Annotated in this window: 15 protein-coding genes and 1 riboswitch; of the genes, 11 read left to right on the forward strand and 4 right to left on the reverse strand. The window is 72.4% G+C overall.

Translation table 11 applies throughout. The features are described 5' to 3' along the window. The first annotated feature begins 248 nt into the window (after window positions 1-248). A complete protein-coding gene (gene dcd / locus DNL27_RS02540; RefSeq protein WP_012397453.1) occupies window positions 249-827 on the forward strand; it encodes a dCTP deaminase in 579 nt (192 codons plus the stop codon). A gap of 6 nt (window positions 828-833) precedes the next feature. Here dcd and DNL27_RS02545 read toward each other — a convergent pair whose 3' ends face one another. After that, on the reverse strand, window positions 834-2255 hold the full coding sequence (locus tag DNL27_RS02545) for an MFS transporter (RefSeq protein WP_226905776.1): 1422 nt from the start codon (window positions 2253-2255) through the stop codon (window positions 834-836). Window positions 2256-2470: 215 nt separating this feature from the next. On the opposite strand from DNL27_RS02545, the gene DNL27_RS02550 reads away from it, so the two are divergent. The 10 genes from DNL27_RS02550 to DNL27_RS02595 all read left to right on the forward strand — a co-directional run bounded on the left by DNL27_RS02550 (window position 2471) and on the right by DNL27_RS02595 (window position 12675). Then, on the forward strand, window positions 2471-5572 hold the full coding sequence (locus DNL27_RS02550) for a Na+/H+ antiporter subunit A (protein WP_112234620.1): 3102 nt from the start codon (window positions 2471-2473) through the stop codon (window positions 5570-5572). Further along, on the forward strand, window positions 5569-6099 hold the full coding sequence (locus tag DNL27_RS02555) for a Na(+)/H(+) antiporter subunit C (RefSeq protein ID WP_012397456.1): 531 nt from the start codon (window positions 5569-5571) through the stop codon (window positions 6097-6099). The genes DNL27_RS02550 and DNL27_RS02555 overlap by 4 nt, the downstream gene beginning before the upstream one ends. Next, window positions 6089-7726 carry a Na+/H+ antiporter subunit D gene (locus tag DNL27_RS02560; protein ID WP_012397457.1) on the forward strand — a complete coding sequence of 546 codons (1638 nt, stop codon included), beginning with the start codon at window positions 6089-6091 and terminating at the stop codon, window positions 7724-7726. The genes DNL27_RS02555 and DNL27_RS02560 overlap by 11 nt, the downstream gene beginning before the upstream one ends. Beyond that, window positions 7723-8370 carry a Na+/H+ antiporter subunit E gene (locus tag DNL27_RS02565; RefSeq protein ID WP_012397458.1) on the forward strand — a complete coding sequence of 216 codons (648 nt, stop codon included), beginning with the start codon at window positions 7723-7725 and terminating at the stop codon, window positions 8368-8370. The genes DNL27_RS02560 and DNL27_RS02565 overlap by 4 nt, the downstream gene beginning before the upstream one ends. Further along, window positions 8367-8636 carry a monovalent cation/H+ antiporter complex subunit F gene (locus DNL27_RS02570; RefSeq protein ID WP_012397459.1) on the forward strand — a complete coding sequence of 90 codons (270 nt, stop codon included), beginning with the start codon at window positions 8367-8369 and terminating at the stop codon, window positions 8634-8636. The genes DNL27_RS02565 and DNL27_RS02570 overlap by 4 nt, the downstream gene beginning before the upstream one ends. Continuing rightward, entirely contained in the window at window positions 8633-8995 is a 363-nt protein-coding gene (gene mnhG, locus DNL27_RS02575; RefSeq protein ID WP_012397460.1) for a monovalent cation/H(+) antiporter subunit G, read from the forward strand. Before DNL27_RS02570 ends, mnhG begins: the two co-directional genes overlap by 4 nt. A gap of 130 nt (window positions 8996-9125) precedes the next feature. Then, a complete protein-coding gene (locus DNL27_RS02580; protein ID WP_041297273.1) occupies window positions 9126-9398 on the forward strand; it encodes a DUF4235 domain-containing protein in 273 nt (90 codons plus the stop codon). Between the two features lie 93 nt (window positions 9399-9491). Then, window positions 9492-9598, forward strand: a riboswitch (TPP riboswitch). 58 nt (window positions 9599-9656) lie between these two features. Further along, window positions 9657-10280 (forward strand): ECF transporter S component, encoded by a 624-nt coding sequence (locus tag DNL27_RS02585; protein ID WP_112234621.1) that lies wholly within the window; start codon window positions 9657-9659, stop codon window positions 10278-10280. Next, window positions 10277-11875: an ABC transporter ATP-binding protein gene (locus tag DNL27_RS02590; RefSeq protein ID WP_112234622.1), complete on the forward strand. Its 1599-nt coding sequence runs from the start codon at window positions 10277-10279 to the stop codon at window positions 11873-11875. The genes DNL27_RS02585 and DNL27_RS02590 overlap by 4 nt, the downstream gene beginning before the upstream one ends. After that, window positions 11872-12675 (forward strand): energy-coupling factor transporter transmembrane protein EcfT, encoded by an 804-nt coding sequence (locus DNL27_RS02595; RefSeq protein ID WP_012397464.1) that lies wholly within the window; start codon window positions 11872-11874, stop codon window positions 12673-12675. The genes DNL27_RS02590 and DNL27_RS02595 overlap by 4 nt, the downstream gene beginning before the upstream one ends. 238 nt (window positions 12676-12913) lie before the next feature. Here DNL27_RS02595 and DNL27_RS02600 read toward each other — a convergent pair whose 3' ends face one another. From DNL27_RS02600 to DNL27_RS02610, 3 genes are read right to left on the reverse strand one after another with little or no spacing between them, the layout of a single operon-like run. Next, entirely contained in the window at window positions 12914-13852 is a 939-nt protein-coding gene (locus DNL27_RS02600; RefSeq protein ID WP_012397465.1) for an aminotransferase class IV, read from the reverse strand. Continuing rightward, window positions 13849-14475, reverse strand: a complete 627-nt coding sequence (locus DNL27_RS02605) for a uridine kinase (RefSeq protein ID WP_112234623.1) — start codon at window positions 14473-14475, stop codon at window positions 13849-13851. Before DNL27_RS02605 ends, DNL27_RS02600 begins: the two co-directional genes overlap by 4 nt. Further along, window positions 14472-14963 (reverse strand): low molecular weight protein-tyrosine-phosphatase, encoded by a 492-nt coding sequence (locus DNL27_RS02610; protein WP_112235730.1) that lies wholly within the window; start codon window positions 14961-14963, stop codon window positions 14472-14474. The genes DNL27_RS02605 and DNL27_RS02610 overlap by 4 nt, the downstream gene beginning before the upstream one ends. Window positions 14964-14979: the final 16 nt, after the last annotated feature.

A 14979-nucleotide genomic window follows, 5' to 3' on the forward strand; every position in this document is an offset into this window, starting at 1 on the left:
GTTCCTCGGGTGCCGGACCAGCCGACGTTCCCGATCGAACGCCCACCACTGTACAACACGTTCGCCGCGCGCGTGGCGGCACGACGCCGCAACCCCCCCCCGCACGACGCCGGCCCGCTCCCCGCGCGACCTTCCTCGCCTCCCTGCCCCACAGTGCCGGTCGCGGCACGCGGCCGCGCATCCCGCGGACACCCGGGGGCGGTGCGGGGACCGGGCTGTCGGTGGCACCCGTGGACTACCGTGGGAGCGTGCTCATCTCAGACCGCGACATCCGCCGTCACCTGGACTCCGGGCGCGTGCGCCTCGAGCCCAGCGATCCCGCCATGGTCCAGCCCGCGAGCGTGGACGTGCGCCTGGACCGCTGGTTCCGGCTGTTCGACAACCACAAGTACGCGCACATCGACCCCGAGCAGGAGCAGCCCGAGCTGACCCGCCTGGTGGAGGTGGCCCCGGACGAGCCGTTCGTGCTGCACCCGGGGGAGTTCGTGCTGGGTGCCACGTACGAGAAGGTCACGCTGCCCGACGACATCGCCGCCCGGCTCGAGGGCAAGTCCTCGCTCGGACGCCTGGGGCTGCTCACCCACTCGACCGCCGGGTTCATCGACCCGGGGTTCTCGGGGCACGTGACGCTGGAGCTGTCCAACATGGCCACCCTGCCCATCAAGCTGTGGCCGGGCTCCAAGGTGGGCCAGCTGTGCTTCTTCCAGCTCTCCTCGCCCACCGAGCACCCCTACGGCAGCGGCGCGTACGGCAACCGGTACCAGGGCCAGCGCGGCCCCACGGCCTCGCGCAGCCACCTGAACTTCCACCGCACGGTCATCGAGTAGCCGCGCTCACACCTGCGCGGTGGTGAACCCCTCGGGCGGCCTGGGCGTGAGCAGCAGCAGCGCGAGCCCCACCGCCACGACCACCAGGATGCCCAGGATCCCGTAGATCTGCGCGCCCAGCAGGGACACGAAGATCCCGAACAGCCCGGGGGCCATGAAGCTCACCGCGCGCCCGGTGGTGGCGTAGAGCCCGTAGATCTCGCCGTCGCGCCCCGGGGGGATGAGCCGCCCCAGGTACGTGCGCGACGCCGCCTGCGCCGGTCCCACGAACAGGCACAGCGCCAGCCCGCACACCCAGAACGCGGGCTTGCCGTGCCAGAACAGCAGCACGACCCCCGCGGCCATCACGCCCACGAGGGAACCCACGATGACCCGCCGGGGCCCCAGGGCGTCGTCGAGCGAACCGCCCACGAACGCACCGAGGGCGGCAATGAGGTTGGCGGCGACCGCGAAGAGGATGACCTCGGTGAGGGAGAAGTCGAACGAGCCGGCCGCGAGCACCCCGCCGAACGTGAAGACCCCGGCGAGCCCGTCCCGGTAGACCGCGGAGGAGAGTAGGAAGAACACGGTGGCCCGGGACACCCGCCACAGCCCGGCGACCGTGGCGAAGAGCTCCCGGTAGGGGCCGATGATCCCGCGCCGCCGCGTGGCGGGCGGGGACACCGGGACGTCGGGGCCCGCGAGCCCGCCCAGCGTGGGAGTCGCGGCGGGGGAGGGGCCGTGCACGGCGCCGTCGTGCGCCCGGAACGGCATGGAGCGGGCCGCGAGGCTCATGGGCAGGCAGAGGACCAGGATCCAGGCGGCGCTGAACAGGGCCACGGCGCGGTAGTTCAGGGCGTCGTCCGTGGGGATGCCCAGGAAGCCGGGCGTCACGAAGCCGAACAGCACGAACGCGAGCGCGAAGATCCCGCCCACGTAGCCCGCGCCCCAGCCCCACCCGGAGACCTTGCCCATGCGCGCGGGTCCGGCCAGGGCGGGCAGCATGGCGTTGTAGCTCACGGTGGCGAACTCCTGCGCCACGCTGCCGGCGGCCACCAGGCCCACGCCCAGGTAGAGGTAGCCGGGCTCTGGGCGGGCGAAGAAGCACAGTGCCGTGCACGCGACGAGCACCGCGGTGTTGACCGTGAGGAACGAGGCCCGGGAGCGGGGGGTGTCGCTGCGCTGGCCCACGATCGGGGCGGTCAGTGCGATGGCGAAACCGGCCACGGTCATGGCCACGCTCAGCACGGTGGAGGTGTACTCCGCGGAGCCGAACGCCGAGCTGGTGAGGTACACCGTGAAGACGAACGTGAGCATCACGGAGTTGTACGCGGAGGTGCCCGTGTCCCACAGGCACCACATCAGCACCCGGGCGCGCGAGCCGCCCTCGGGGGAGGGGTCCGTGCTGCGTGGGGGGCGTGCTAACGCGTGCGCGTGCTGACCGGTCATGGGGTTCACCCTACGGTGCGGCGCCGGTCACACGGTCCGGGAGTCGGCGCGGTGCAGTGTGGTGCGGGGCTCCCGCGGGGCCGTCCTGTCGGGGACGCGTCAACAGTCCGTTTTGTTACGATGGGGTCTCGACAGTCCACGACTTCCCCTCGACTGCCACTGTGCCCTTCCCGGGGGTGCGCGTGAGTGCTCTGCGGCCCGAAAGGTAGGGTTCCATGATCCCGGTGCTGCTCCTCCACGGGCTGATGGCCCTGTGCGCACCGTCGATCCTCAAGCGCACCGGACGCTCCGGCTTCTACGTCGTGGCCCTGGCCCCGCTCGCGGGCTTCGCATGGCTGCTCTCGCAGACGGCACGCGTGTACGGACCCGAGGACGGGTGGTCCACCTCTTTCGACTGGATCCCCCAGCTGGGGATCAGCCTGGCGTTCCGCATGGACGCGCTCGCGTACATGATGTGCGTGCTAGTGCTCGGGGTGGGGGCCCTGGTGCTGGCCTACTGCGCGCGCTACTTCAAGGCGGACGCGCAGGACATCGGATCCTTCGCGGCCCAGCTGGTGGCGTTCGCCGGCGCGATGTTCGGCCTGGTCACGGCGGACGACCTCATGGTGCTGTTCGTGTTCTGGGAGATCACCTCGGTGCTCTCCTTCCTGCTGATCTCGTACTCGCGCACCAAGCTGGCAGCGCGCCGGGCCGCGCTGCAGGCCCTGATCATCACCACCGCGGGCGGACTGGCCATGCTCGTGGGCCTGGTGATGCTGGGCACCGCGGCCGGCACGTTCCGGATCTCCGGGGTGCTCGCCGCGGCCCCCCAGCTGATGGGCTCCACCCCGGTGGACGTGGCCGTGGTGCTCGTCCTGGCCGGGGTGGTCACCAAGTCCGCGCTGTTCCCCACGCACTTCTGGCTGCCCGCGGCCATGGCGGCGCCCACCCCGGTCTCCGCCTACCTGCACGCGGCGGCCATGGTCAAGGCCGGGATCTACCTGGTGGCGCGGCTGGCTCCGGGCTTCGCCGAGACGCAGTTCTGGCTGCCCGTGACGCTCACCCTGGGCCTCGGCACCATGGTCTTCGGCGGCTGGGTGGCGCTGCGCCAGTACGACCTCAAACTGATCCTCGCCTACGGCACCGTGAGCCAGCTCGGCTTCATCACCGCCGTGGTGGCCTTCGGCACCGCGGACACGGCCATGGCCGGGATGGGCATGGTCATGGCCCACGGGCTGTTCAAGGCCACGCTGTTCCTCAGCGTGGGCGTGATCGACCACCAGGCGGGCACCCGCGACATCCGCCGGCTCTCCGGGGTGGGGCGCATGGCGCCCAAGCTGTTCGTGGTCTCCGTGATCGGTGCGGCCTCCATGGCGGGCATCCCCCCGCTGCTGGGCTTCGTGGCCAAGGAGGCCGTGCTCACGGCCTTCTTCGAGGAGGTCTCCGAACCCGTGGGCCTGATCGCGCTGGTCTGCGCGGTGCTGGGCTCGGTGCTCACCGTGGCCTACAGCGCGCGCTTCCTGTGGGGCGGCTTCGCCCGCAAGTCGGCCGAGTTCTCGGATCTCGACGCCGCCCCGGACGGCCAGTCGGTGATCAGCGAGTTCACCCCGGCGTCCTGGGCCTTCCTCATGGCACCCATCGTGCTGGCCGTGGCCACCGTGGTGCTCGGCGTGCTCCCGGCACCCCTCGAGGCCGGGATCGCCCCCTACCAGCGGCTGTTCCCGCACGCGGACGAGTCCCACGTGCACCTCGAGCTGTGGCACGGGCTGACCCCGGCGCTCGGGATCTCCGCGGGCATCATCGCCGCGGGCCTCGCACTGCACGCCCTGCGCGGACCCGTGGCCCGCTTCCAGCGCCGCCTCCCCGAGCTGCCCACCGGCGACTACGTGTACCGCCGGATCATCAACGTGCTGGACATCGTGGCCGTGTGGCTCACCGGGCGCACCCAGCGTGGTTCGCTGATGTTCTACCTCTCCGTGATCCTCGTGACGGCCATCGTGGTGCCGCTCGTGGCGCTGTTCTGGTTCGAGACCCCGCCGCTGGCCGGCTTCCGGCTGGCGGACTCGCCCGCGCAGGTGGTCACCGGGATCGCCATGGTGGTGGCCGCGCTGCTCGTGCTCACCGCGGGCAAACGGTTCCTGGCCGTGCTGCTGGTGTCCGTGACCGGATACGGGCTGGCACTGACCTTCGCGCTGCACGGCGCCCCGGACCTCGCCCTCACGCAGATGCTCGTGGAGACCATCTCCCTCGTGGCCTTCGTGCTGGCGCTGCGCTCCCTGCCCGGGCCCCTCTGGAACCGGCGCCGTGCCGGGCGCCGGGTGCTCCGCGCGGTGTTCGCGGTGGTGTTCGGGCTGTTCATGATGGCGCTCGCGGTGTTCTCCATCTCCTCGCGCAGCGCCGAGCGGATCTCCCTGGACATGCCGTCCATGGCATACGAACTGGGCCACGGCCAGAACGTGGTCAATGTGATCCTCGTGGACATCCGCGCGTGGGACACCATGGGCGAGATCTCCGTGCTCACCGTGGCCGCCACGGGCATCGCATCCCTGATCTTCGTCAAGGGCCGCGGGGACCGGCTGCGCAGCGAGCGCCACCAGCTGGACACCCGCCGCCTCCGGGCGCTGCGCGGCGCGGACTCGGCGGCGCACTCCCAGCAGGGCGTGACCCGGGAGATCGAGGTGGCCCGGCGGTTCTCCTCACGCCCGGACGCGGACCCGTTCCTGCTCGCCGGGCGCACCCTGGCCCCGGAGCGCCGCTCGATCATCTTCGAGGTGGTCGCACGGCTGCTGTTCCACACCTTCATGCTGGTCTCCCTGTACCTGCTCATCGCGGGCCACAACGATCCCGGCGGCGGCTTCGCGGGCGGTCTGATGGCCTCCCTGGCCCTGGCCCTGCGCTACCTCGCAGGCGGGCGCTACGAGCTGGAGCGCGCCACCCTGGTCAACGCCGGCTGGATGCTCGGTGCCGGTCTGGCCCTGGCCTCCTTCTACGCGCTGAGCCCGCTGTTCTTCGGGGGAGCGGTGATGGAGAGCTACACCTTCGAGTGGGACATGCCCCTGTTCGGCCACGTGAAGTTCGTGACCGCGCTGGTCTTCGACGTGGGCGTCTACCTGATCGTCGTGGGCCTGGTGCTGGACATCCTGCGCTCCCTCGGCGGGCGCATCGACGAGCGCATCGAGCGCGCCGCCCTCGAGGCGAGCACCCAGCGCAGCGGTCGCGGCTCCCGCATCCGCCTCACGCGCAAGGGATCGGCCATGTCCGCCACCCGCTCCGAGAGCCCGGACCTGCCGGCCGGCTCCATGGCCTCCGGCGACGAGACCTCGGAGGTGCGGCCATGACGGTCAACGTGACCCTGCTGGTGGTTATGGGGGTGCTCTTCGCCGTGGGCGTGTACCTGCTGCTGGAGCGTTCCCTGACCCGCGTGCTGCTGGGGCTGATGCTGCTGACCAACGGGGCAAACCTGCTGATCCTGCACACGAGCGGCGCCCCGGGGGCGGCGCCCCTCTACGAGTCCGGGCTGGACCCCTCCGAGTACTCGGACCCGCTGCCGCAGGCGCTCGTGCTCACGTCCATCGTGATCTCGCTGGCCACCACGGCCTTCCTGCTGTCCATGATCTGGCGCTCGTGGATCCTGGCGCGCCGGGACGAGATCCAGGACGACCTCGAGGACCGCCGCGTGGCGCAGCAGTCCTCCTACGACGCCGAGGACGACGACGCCATGCCGCAGGACACCTCCGAGTTCAACCACGGGGACCCGCGCTACTCGCCGGCCCGGCACAACGAGGACGAGGCCACGGAGTCCCCGGGCCACCACCGGGTGGAGCGGCTGCAGCAGGACGACAGGAGGGATCCGCATGAGCACTGACCTGGCGCAGCTGGCACCGCTCGCGGTCCTCATCCCGTTCGTGGGCGCGGCCCTGAACTTCGTGATCGTGCACCGCAACAAGCTCCAGCGCACGGTGACCGTGGGCACCATGGCCTTGACGCTGGTCCTCAACTGCCTGATGCTCGCGGACGTGTGGAACCAGGGCCCGCAGGCCGTGCACCTGGGCGGCTGGGCGGCCCCGTACGGGATCGTGATGGTCGTGGACCAGCTCTCCGCGCTGATGCTCGTGGTCTCGGTGGTCGTCTCCCTCGCGGTGCTCGTGTACGCAGTGAGCGAGGGCGTGGCCAGCGGGGACGACGAGGGCCCCATCTCGATCTTCTACCCCACGTTCCTGCTGCTCGTGGCGGGGGTCTCCAACGCGTTCCTCGCCGGGGACCTGTTCAACCTCTACGTGGGCTTCGAGATCCTGCTGACGGCCTCGTACGTGCTGCTCACCATGGGCGGCACCGCGCAGCGCATCCGGGCCGGGGTCACGTACGTGGTGGTCTCGGTGATCTCCTCGATCCTGTTCCTGATCTCCCTGGGGATGATCTACGGGGCCACGGGCACCGTGAACATGGCGGACCTCTCCCTCAAGCTCGCGGACCTGCCGCAGGGCACGCAGATGCAGCTGCACCTCATGCTGCTGATCGCGTTCGGGGTCAAGGCGGCGATCTTCCCGCTGTCTTTCTGGCTGCCCGACTCCTACCCCACGGCCTCGGCGCCGGTCACCGCGGTGTTCGCGGGCCTGCTCACCAAGGTGGGTGTCTACTCGATCATCCGCACGGAGACCCTGCTGTTCCCGGGGCGCCAGATCAACGACCTCCTGATGTGGGTGGCCCTGCTGACCATGCTGGTGGGCATCCTGGGCGCCCTCGCCCAGATCGACATCAAGCGCATGCTCTCCTTCACGCTGATCAGCCACATCGGGTACATGATCTTCGGCATCGCGGTGGGCACCCCGCAGGCCCTCGCGGCCGTGGTGTACTACATCGCCCACCACATCGTGATCCAGACCAGCCTGTTCCTGGTGGCGGGGCTGATCGAGCGCCGCGGCGGGTCCACCAACGTGGACCGGCTGGCCGGGCTGCTGCGGATCTCCCCCATGCTGGGCGTGCTGTACCTGGTCCCGGCGCTGAACCTGGGCGGGATCCCGCCGTTCTCAGGCTTCCTGGGGAAGGTGGGTCTGATCGAGGCCGGCGTGCAGAGCGGAACCTGGCTGGACTACCTGCTGGTGGGCGTGTCCGTGTTCGTCTCGCTGCTCACGCTCATGGCCCTCGTCCGGGTGTGGAACCGAGTGTTCCTGCGCCGGGTGGACGACGCCGAGTACCCCGATCCCGTACTGCGGGCCACCACCGCGCAGGGCCACCGTCCGCGCACGTCCCGCGTGGTCGCAGGCAACCCGGCGAGCAGGTTCTCGGACTCCGCCCCCGTGGTGCTGCTGCCCAAGACCATGGTGGGCGCCACCACGGCGCTCGTGGCGGTGGGTGTGGCCCTGACCGTGTTCGCCGGACCCCTGTTCGACCTCGCGGGCAGTGCGGCGGACAACCTGGTGAGCCCGCAGCGCTACACCAACGCCGTACTGGCACCCATGGGTGACGGCGGCGTGAGCGAGGAGGGCCAGTGAGCACGTCCGCGATCCGTCGGCAGTCCCGCAACTCCCTGCGGGCCGAGCTGCCCCTCATCCTGTGGCTCGTGGTGGTGTGGGGTGCCCTGTGGGGCGACTGGAGCCCCGGGAACCTGGTGTTCGGGCTGCTGCTGGCCCTGCTGGTCACGCGCACCCTGGTGCTGCCGCCCGTGCGACTGTCCGGGCGCTTCAGCGTGGTGCACTTCGTGCTGTTCGTGGTGACCTTCATCTGGCAGGTGGCCCGGGCGAGCATCCACGTGTTCCGGGTGGCGCTGACCCAGGGCCCCCGCGTGCACAACGCGGTGCTGGGCGTGGCGCTGCGGCAGAACAACGACCTCCTGATGACGGCCGTGGGCCACACCATGGCACTGATCCCCGGCTCGCTGGTGGTGGAGGTGGACCGCGGCAACGGGATCCTCTACTTCCACGTGCTGGACATCGCCACCGCGGAGCAGGCGGAGGCCTTCAAACGCTCCGTGCTGGACGCGGAGGCCGCGTGGATCCGGATCATGGGCTCCCGCGAGGACCTCGCGCTGCTGCCCGTGAAGGGGGATCCGGACCGCACGGAGGCCACGGGTGCCGTGGAGTCCCCGACCGAAGACATGGACGAGGCCGAGCGCGGGCCGGGACAGGAGCGATCATGACCATGTTCGACGTGGCCGTGTGGGTGTGCGGGGTGCTCCTCGCGCTCGCGGCGGCCGGAACCATCTACCGGCTGGCCAAGGGGCCGTCCCTGCTGGACCGGGTGATCGCCACCGACGTGCTGCTCGCGATCGTGGGCGCCGCCCTGGCGGTGGACATGGTCTACCACCACCACACGGACAACATCGTGCTGCTGGTGATCGTCTCCCTGGTGGGCTTCCTCGGCTCGGTCACAGTGGCCCGCAACGTGGGGCTGGACCGCTCATGAGCTGGCACACCGTGGTGGACGTGGCCGCCGTGATCTGCCTGGTGGTGGGGACGTTCATGTCCCTCGCCGCGGCCGTGGGCCTGCTGCGCTTCCCGGACCTGCTCTCGCGCATGCACGCGGGCACCAAGCCGCAGGTCTTCGGGCTGCTGCTGCTGCTCACGGCGGTCGCCCTGGAGAGCGGCGAGCCGCGCATGATCCCGCTGCTGCTGCTCGCGTGGATCTTCCAGCTGCTCACGGTCCCGGTCTCCGCGCACATGGTGGGCCGCGCGGCCTACCGCTCCAAGCACCTGCACGAGGAGAACCTCGTGGAGGACGAGCTGCGGGACGTGGTGGCGCGCGCGGGCGAGGAGTCCGGCTGACGGCGCCACCAGGGCGCCTCCCCCGCAGCGGTGTCCCCGGACACGCGCCGAGGTTCGTATGCTGGGGGAGGAACACCGCGCCGTCGGCCACCCTGCGCCGGCGGCACTCACGAGAACCAAGGAGAACTCCATGAACAAGGCGATGGACCTGCTCGGCACGGCCGCTTCCCTGGGCGGCGTGGCCCTGTCCAACAAGGCCCTGACGGTGGTCTGGAAGAAGGTCACGGGCAACGAGCCCCCCGCCAAGAACCCGGACGAGGACGAGGCCTGGCGGGACATCATCCTGTGGTCCCTGCTCACGGGCCTGGTGGGCACCGTCATCAAGGTGGGGATCTCCCGCCAGGTGGCCAAGATGCAGTCCGAGGACTCCGAGTCCGGCAAGAGCTCGCAGACCGAGGTCTGAGCCCGGCGTCGGGCACCGCGGCGCCCCTGCGACGGCGGGCGGGCGAGGCATCCAGGATGCCCCGCCCGCCCGCCGTCGTGGTCTAAGCTGGAGCCTCAACGACAGGGGAGCGCCACCGCGGCGCTGAGAGTGCGCGCGAGCGCAGACCCTCGAACCTGATCCGGTTCATACCGGCGCTAGGGAGTCGAGCATCTCAGGAGCCCGTGCGCAACGGCGCCCGGTGCTCTTCCCCTCCTGGAACCTTCAGGAGGACTTCTCATGACACAGACGCGCAGCACCTCGCCCCGGGCCGGACACGGCACGACGCGTGCCCGTTCGTGGCGGGTGGTGGACATCGTGGTGGCCGCGGTGCTCGCGGCGGCGTGCGCGGTGATCTTCTGGATGTGGTCCAACCTGCTGTACCCGGTGGTGTCCACGGCCTCGGTGGCCTACCCGCCCTCGGCCGGGCTCCTCGCCGGCGGCTGGCTCGTGGCAGGAACCCTGGGCGCCCTGATCATCCGCAAGCCGGGCGCGGCGCTGTTCTGCGAGCTGCTCGCGGCCGTCCTCGAGGGGTTCCTGGGCACCCACTTCGGGTGGACCGTGGTGATCTCCGGGCTCGTGCAGGGCCTGGGCGTGGAGCTCGTGTTCCTGCTGACCGGGTACCGCCGCTTCGGCCTGGCCACCGCCACGGCGGCGGGTGCGCTCTCCGGGCTGTTCCTCGGCGTCAGCGAGGACATCATGTACAACTACGAGTGGGCGCTGGACCAGAGGGTCGTCTACGCCGCACTCACCACGCTCTCCGGCGCCGTGATCGCCGGTGCGCTCATGTGGCTCGTGGTGCGCGCACTGCAGGCCACGGGTGTGCTCGGGGCCCTGGCCTCCGGCGCCACGCGGCGTCGATGACGGGGGAGGGGCCCGCCGCCCGCAGGGGCGCCGAGGTCCGGCTCGAGGGCTTCGACTGGCACTACCCCGGCCGTCAGGACCCGAGCCTGCGGGACGTCACCGCCACCATCACCCCGGGGGAGCGCGTGCTCCTGCTCGGTCCCTCCGGTGCGGGGAAGTCCACGCTGCTGCAGGCGCTCGCGGGTGTCGAGCAGGACCCGGACGGTCAGTCCCGCTCCGGGGGTCTCACCGTGGACGGCGCGGACCCCCGGGACGTCCGCGGCACCGTGGGCTTCATGCACCAGGACCCTGAGACCCAGGTGGTGCTCTCGCGGGTCGGGGACGACGTCGCGTTCGGACTGGAGAACCTCGCGGTGCCCCGGGAGCAGATCTGGCCCCGCGTCACGGAGGCACTGACCCGCGTGGGGCTGCCGCTGCCCCTCGAGCACTCCACCACGGCCCTGTCCGGGGGCCAGAAGCAGCGCCTCGCGCTCGCGGGCGTGCTAGCCATGCGGCCCCGGCTGCTGCTGCTGGACGAGCCCACGGCCAGCGTGGACCAGGAGGGTGCCGAGGACCTCTGCCGGGCCGTGTCCCGTGCCGTGGCGGAGGAGGGCATCACCCTGGTGGTCGTGGAGCACCGCGTGGCCCTGTGGGAGTCCGTGGTGGACCGGGTGCTCGTGCTGGACGAGCACGGCGGCGTGGCCTTCGACGGACCCACCCGGGAGACACTGCACGAGGCCCGGCGCCTGCTCCAGGAGCAGGGCACGTGGGTTCCCGGCTGGGTCCCGAGCACACGGACCCCGGCCCCCGAGACCGCCCGCGGACCCGACGCCGGGCAGCTGCTGCTCAGCGCGCGGGACGTCGCGGTCTCCCGGGTCCAGCCCCCCGGGCGCGCGGTGGCGCGCGAGCGGCGTCGTGCGCGCAGGTCGTGGCGGCGGGGCGGGGACGCGCCCACCCGGCGCCCGGCGGGCTGGGACCCGCCCGTGGCGGCCGAGGGGATCAGCCTGGAGGTGCGGGCCGGGCGGGCGCTCGCGGTCACCGGGGTCAACGGCGCGGGCAAGTCCACTCTGGCCCTCACGCTCGCCGGGCTGCTCGTGCCGGTGCGCGGCACGGTGCGCGCGGCGCCGCTGCTCGCCGGGGACGCCCCGTCCGATCCGTGCCTGTGGGACGGCGCCGAGCTGGTCCCGCGCGTGGGCACCGTCTTCCAGCACCCCGAGCACCAGTTCCTGCGCCCCACCGTGCGCGAGGAGCTCGAGTTCGGCCCGCGTCAGCTGCGGCTGCGCGCCGGCCACGGGGACGACGAGCTCCCGGAGGACGACGCCGCCCGCGTGGCGGAGCTGCTGGCCCGCCTTCGCCTCGAGAACCTCGCGGACGCCAACCCGTTCACCCTGTCCGGGGGCCAGAAGCGCCGGCTGTCCGTGGCCACGGTGCTCGCGGCCGCGCCGCGCGTGGTGGTCCTGGACGAACCAACGTTCGGGCAGGACGCCCAGACCTGGCGGGAGCTCGTGGACCTGCTCGTGGCGGAGCTGGACCGCGGCACCGCCGTGGTCACCGTGACCCACGACCGCGACCTCCTGGCCGCCCTCGACGCCCAGGAAGTGAGACTCGGCCCATGAGCACCACCGCAGCACCCTCCGTGTTCGGAGCCCGCAGCGGGCTGCTGGCCCGCGCGAACCCCGTGGTCAAGCTGCTCGGCGCGCTGCTGATCACCGTGGTGGTCGTGGTGAGCGCGGACCCCGTGACCAACGCAGCCGTGCTCGCGGGCCAGCTCGTGCTGCTCGCCGGGGTGGGTCTCGGCCCCGTGCGGCTGCTCGCCACCCTGTGGCCCGTGGTGGTGGCCGCGCTCGTCAGTGGCTGGGGCACCGCGATGCTCTCCCCGGAGGGCGGGACCGTGCTGGTGCAGCTGGGCTGGGTCACCGTGACCACCGGCTCGCTGGCCGCTGGCGGGGCGATCGCCCTGCGCGGGCTCGCGATCGCGCTGCCCGGGATCACCGTGCTGCTGACCACGGACCCCACGGACCTCGCGGACGGACTCGCGCAGACCCTCCGGCTGCCCGCCCGGTTCGTGCTGGCCGCCCTGGCCGCGATGCGCCTCGTGGAGGTCATGATCACCGAGTGGAGCGTGCTCGCCGCTGCGCGCCGCGCACGCGGTGCCGGGGGCAGGCGCGGCCCGTGGGGGATGCTGCGGGAGTTCGGCGGCCAGGCGTTCACGCTGCTCGTGCAGTCCCTGCGCCGCGCCACCCGACTCGCGATGACCATGGAGGCCCGGGGCTTCGGGGCGGGGCCGCGCACGTGGGCCAGGAGCCTGCACTACAGCCGGGTGGACGTGGTCGTGGGGGCCGCGGTGCTGCTCACCGCCCTCGGCGGGCCAGCGTTGTCCCTGGCGCTGGGCACCCACCGGTTCATCTGGCAGTGACGGCGCGGGCGTCGTCGTCCGGTCCGGGCGCCTGCACCGGGAGCCGGAGCGGAGCCGCGCGCGGGTGAGGCACCGGCGGCCCCCGCGGCGTCGGGGGTGCGAGCGGCGTCGGGGGTGGGAGCAACGTCGGGGGCGCGAACGGGACGGAGCGCGGGCCGGTACGGGACACCCGAGCCGTGTGTCCCCGGGACGTGGGCGGGTCCGTCGGCGCGCGCGGGGCGCGGGCGGAGCTCCCTCCTCAGCGGCCCCCGGTGCCGTGCCCGATGTCGCGCCCCACCAGGAAGCCGGTGAGCGTGCGCGTGAGCTGCGGGTCCGTGGACACGGGGTGGCCGTCCACGGCCGTCACGGGCACCGCGAGCCGCACCGAGGAGGTCAACCACACGGCGTCGGCGCGCAGCAGGTCCCCGGGGTGCAGGGGGCCGTGGTCCACGCCCCACCCGTGGGCGCGTGCCACGTCGAAGATTCTGGCCTGGGAGGTCCCCGGCAGGACCCCGCGGGAGGGCTCGGGGGTCACGAGCGTGGGCGGGGCACCGGGTGCGAGGCGGGCGCAGACCACCGAGGAGGTGGCGCCCTCCAGGATCCGGCGGTCGGAGGACGCCGTGAACACGGCGTCCTGGGCGCCGTGGGCGCGCGCGTGGCGCAGGGCGGCCACGTTCACGGCGTAGGAGAGCGTCTTGACCCCCGGCAGCAGCCAGGGCAGCCCGGAATCCTCCGCGGGGTCGTGGCCGCGGTCCAGCAGCACCACGGACACCCCGTCCCGGCGCGCGGCGAACGTCGAGTCCGGCACGGGGGCCGCGGTGAGCCACGCCCACGGGGCGTCCCCCGGGGCGCCGCGCGAGATGCTGAGCTTCACGGAGTGCTCCGCGCCGAGCCCCAGGGCGGGGTCCTGGGAACCGGGCCCGGCGGCGTCGAGCGCCATGGCCAGGGCCGCGCGGCACGTGGCCGCCGTGGGAGCGGGCAGGTCGCAGCTGCGCGCGGACGCACTCAGGCGGGCGTGGTGGGCGTCGAACTTGTAGGCGTCCCCGTCCAGCACGTGCAGCGTCTCGAAGACACCGTCCCCGCGGGTGAGCGCCTGGTCCTCGAGGCCCACGTGGGGGTGGTGCGGGTCCACGAGCCGCGGCTTTCCCGTGACGGGGGAAATGATCACGGCCGCCGTGCCGGCACCCCGGGAGCTCATGCCGGGCCCCGGTCCTCCGCCGCGGGTTTCTCCGAGGACGGGCCGGGGTGGATGACGTCCGCGGCCTCCCACACATGGTCCTCCGCGAGGTACTCCTCCTCCTGCGCGGCCCACTGCTCCCAGTGGCCCTCGTACGCGGCGCCGTCCCGCTCCAACGCGCGCTGCCTGCGCTGTGCGGTGGGCAGCTCGACCCACACGGCGGTGTCCAGCAGCCCGCGCGCCTCGCGGTGGCTCGCGCCCACGCCCTCGAGCAGCACGATCTCCGCGGTGCGCGTGAGCCGCGGGGTGCCCGGTTCACTCGTCAGCCAGTCCCACGCCGTCCAGTGGGCGTCCTCGCCGCGGCGCAGCGGCTCCAGGATCTCGGTGCGGTAGGCGTTCATGCCCGCCAGCAGACCGTCCCACCCCGGGTAGATGTCCTCCAGGCGGAACACCACCACGTCGTGCGAGCGGCGCAGCACTGCGGCGAGCTGGTCGGTGAGGGTGGTCTTGCCCGCCCCGGAGCGTCCGTCGATCCCCACGAGGAACGGCTTGCGGGTGACCGGGGGCAGGGTCCGGGCGAGGTTGACGCCGTCCGGGTACCGCTCCAGCTCGTGGTCGTGGAACGCCTCGCCGGGGCCGATCACCGCTCGGACACCCGCTCGCGGACCCACTCCACGGCCCCGGGGGTCGCCGCCTCGATCTGCTCCCATGCGGTGTCGAAGTCCTCCGAGCCGCCGTACCACGGGTCGGCGATGTCGAGGTCCTCGTGGGAGGCCACGGCCTGCGGGTCGAAGCTGCGCAGCAGACGCACGGTGTCCCGGGCGCCGTGGGGCAGCCGCTCCCGCAGCCGCCGCGCGTGCTCCCCGGTCATGGCCAGCAGCAGGTCCGCGTCCGCGAGCTCGCGGTCGGTGACGCGGTGGGCGCTGTGCGCTGGCAGCTGCAGACCGTTGCGCTCAAGGACCTCCCGGGCGCGCGGGTCCACGGGGTTGCCGTGCTCCTCGTCGTTCACACCGGCGGAGCCCACGGCGGCACGCTCGCCCAGGCCCGCCCGTTCGAGCTCGCGGCGCAGCAGCGCCTCGGCCATGGGGGAACGGCAGATGTTGCCCGTGCACACCGTGACGATTTCGATCATGGCCACCACTGTACGA

Source organism: Kocuria sp. BT304, from assembly GCF_003290245.1.
GTDB lineage: Bacteria > Actinomycetota > Actinomycetes > Actinomycetales > Micrococcaceae > Kocuria > Kocuria rhizophila_A.

Excerpts from the sequence above, each read along its gene's own strand:
- DNL27_RS02545 (WP_226905776.1), bottom strand. The coding sequence starts at position 2,255 with ATGACCGGTCAGCACGCGCACGCGTTAGCACGCCCCCCACGCAGCACG.
- DNL27_RS02550 (WP_112234620.1), top strand. The coding sequence starts at position 2,471 with ATGATCCCGGTGCTGCTCCTCCACGGGCTGATGGCCCTGTGCGCACCG.
- DNL27_RS02555 (WP_012397456.1), top strand. The coding sequence starts at position 5,569 with ATGACGGTCAACGTGACCCTGCTGGTGGTTATGGGGGTGCTCTTCGCC.
- DNL27_RS02560 (WP_012397457.1), top strand. The coding sequence starts at position 6,089 with ATGAGCACTGACCTGGCGCAGCTGGCACCGCTCGCGGTCCTCATCCCG.
- DNL27_RS02570 (WP_012397459.1), top strand. The coding sequence starts at position 8,367 with ATGACCATGTTCGACGTGGCCGTGTGGGTGTGCGGGGTGCTCCTCGCG.
- mnhG (WP_012397460.1), top strand. The coding sequence starts at position 8,633 with ATGAGCTGGCACACCGTGGTGGACGTGGCCGCCGTGATCTGCCTGGTG.
- DNL27_RS02580 (WP_041297273.1), top strand. The coding sequence starts at position 9,126 with ATGAACAAGGCGATGGACCTGCTCGGCACGGCCGCTTCCCTGGGCGGC.
- DNL27_RS02585 (WP_112234621.1), top strand. The coding sequence starts at position 9,657 with ATGACACAGACGCGCAGCACCTCGCCCCGGGCCGGACACGGCACGACG.
- DNL27_RS02590 (WP_112234622.1), top strand. The coding sequence starts at position 10,277 with ATGACGGGGGAGGGGCCCGCCGCCCGCAGGGGCGCCGAGGTCCGGCTC.
- DNL27_RS02595 (WP_012397464.1), top strand. The coding sequence starts at position 11,872 with ATGAGCACCACCGCAGCACCCTCCGTGTTCGGAGCCCGCAGCGGGCTG.
- DNL27_RS02600 (WP_012397465.1), bottom strand. The coding sequence starts at position 13,852 with ATGAGCTCCCGGGGTGCCGGCACGGCGGCCGTGATCATTTCCCCCGTC.
- DNL27_RS02610 (WP_112235730.1), bottom strand. The coding sequence starts at position 14,963 with ATGATCGAAATCGTCACGGTGTGCACGGGCAACATCTGCCGTTCCCCC.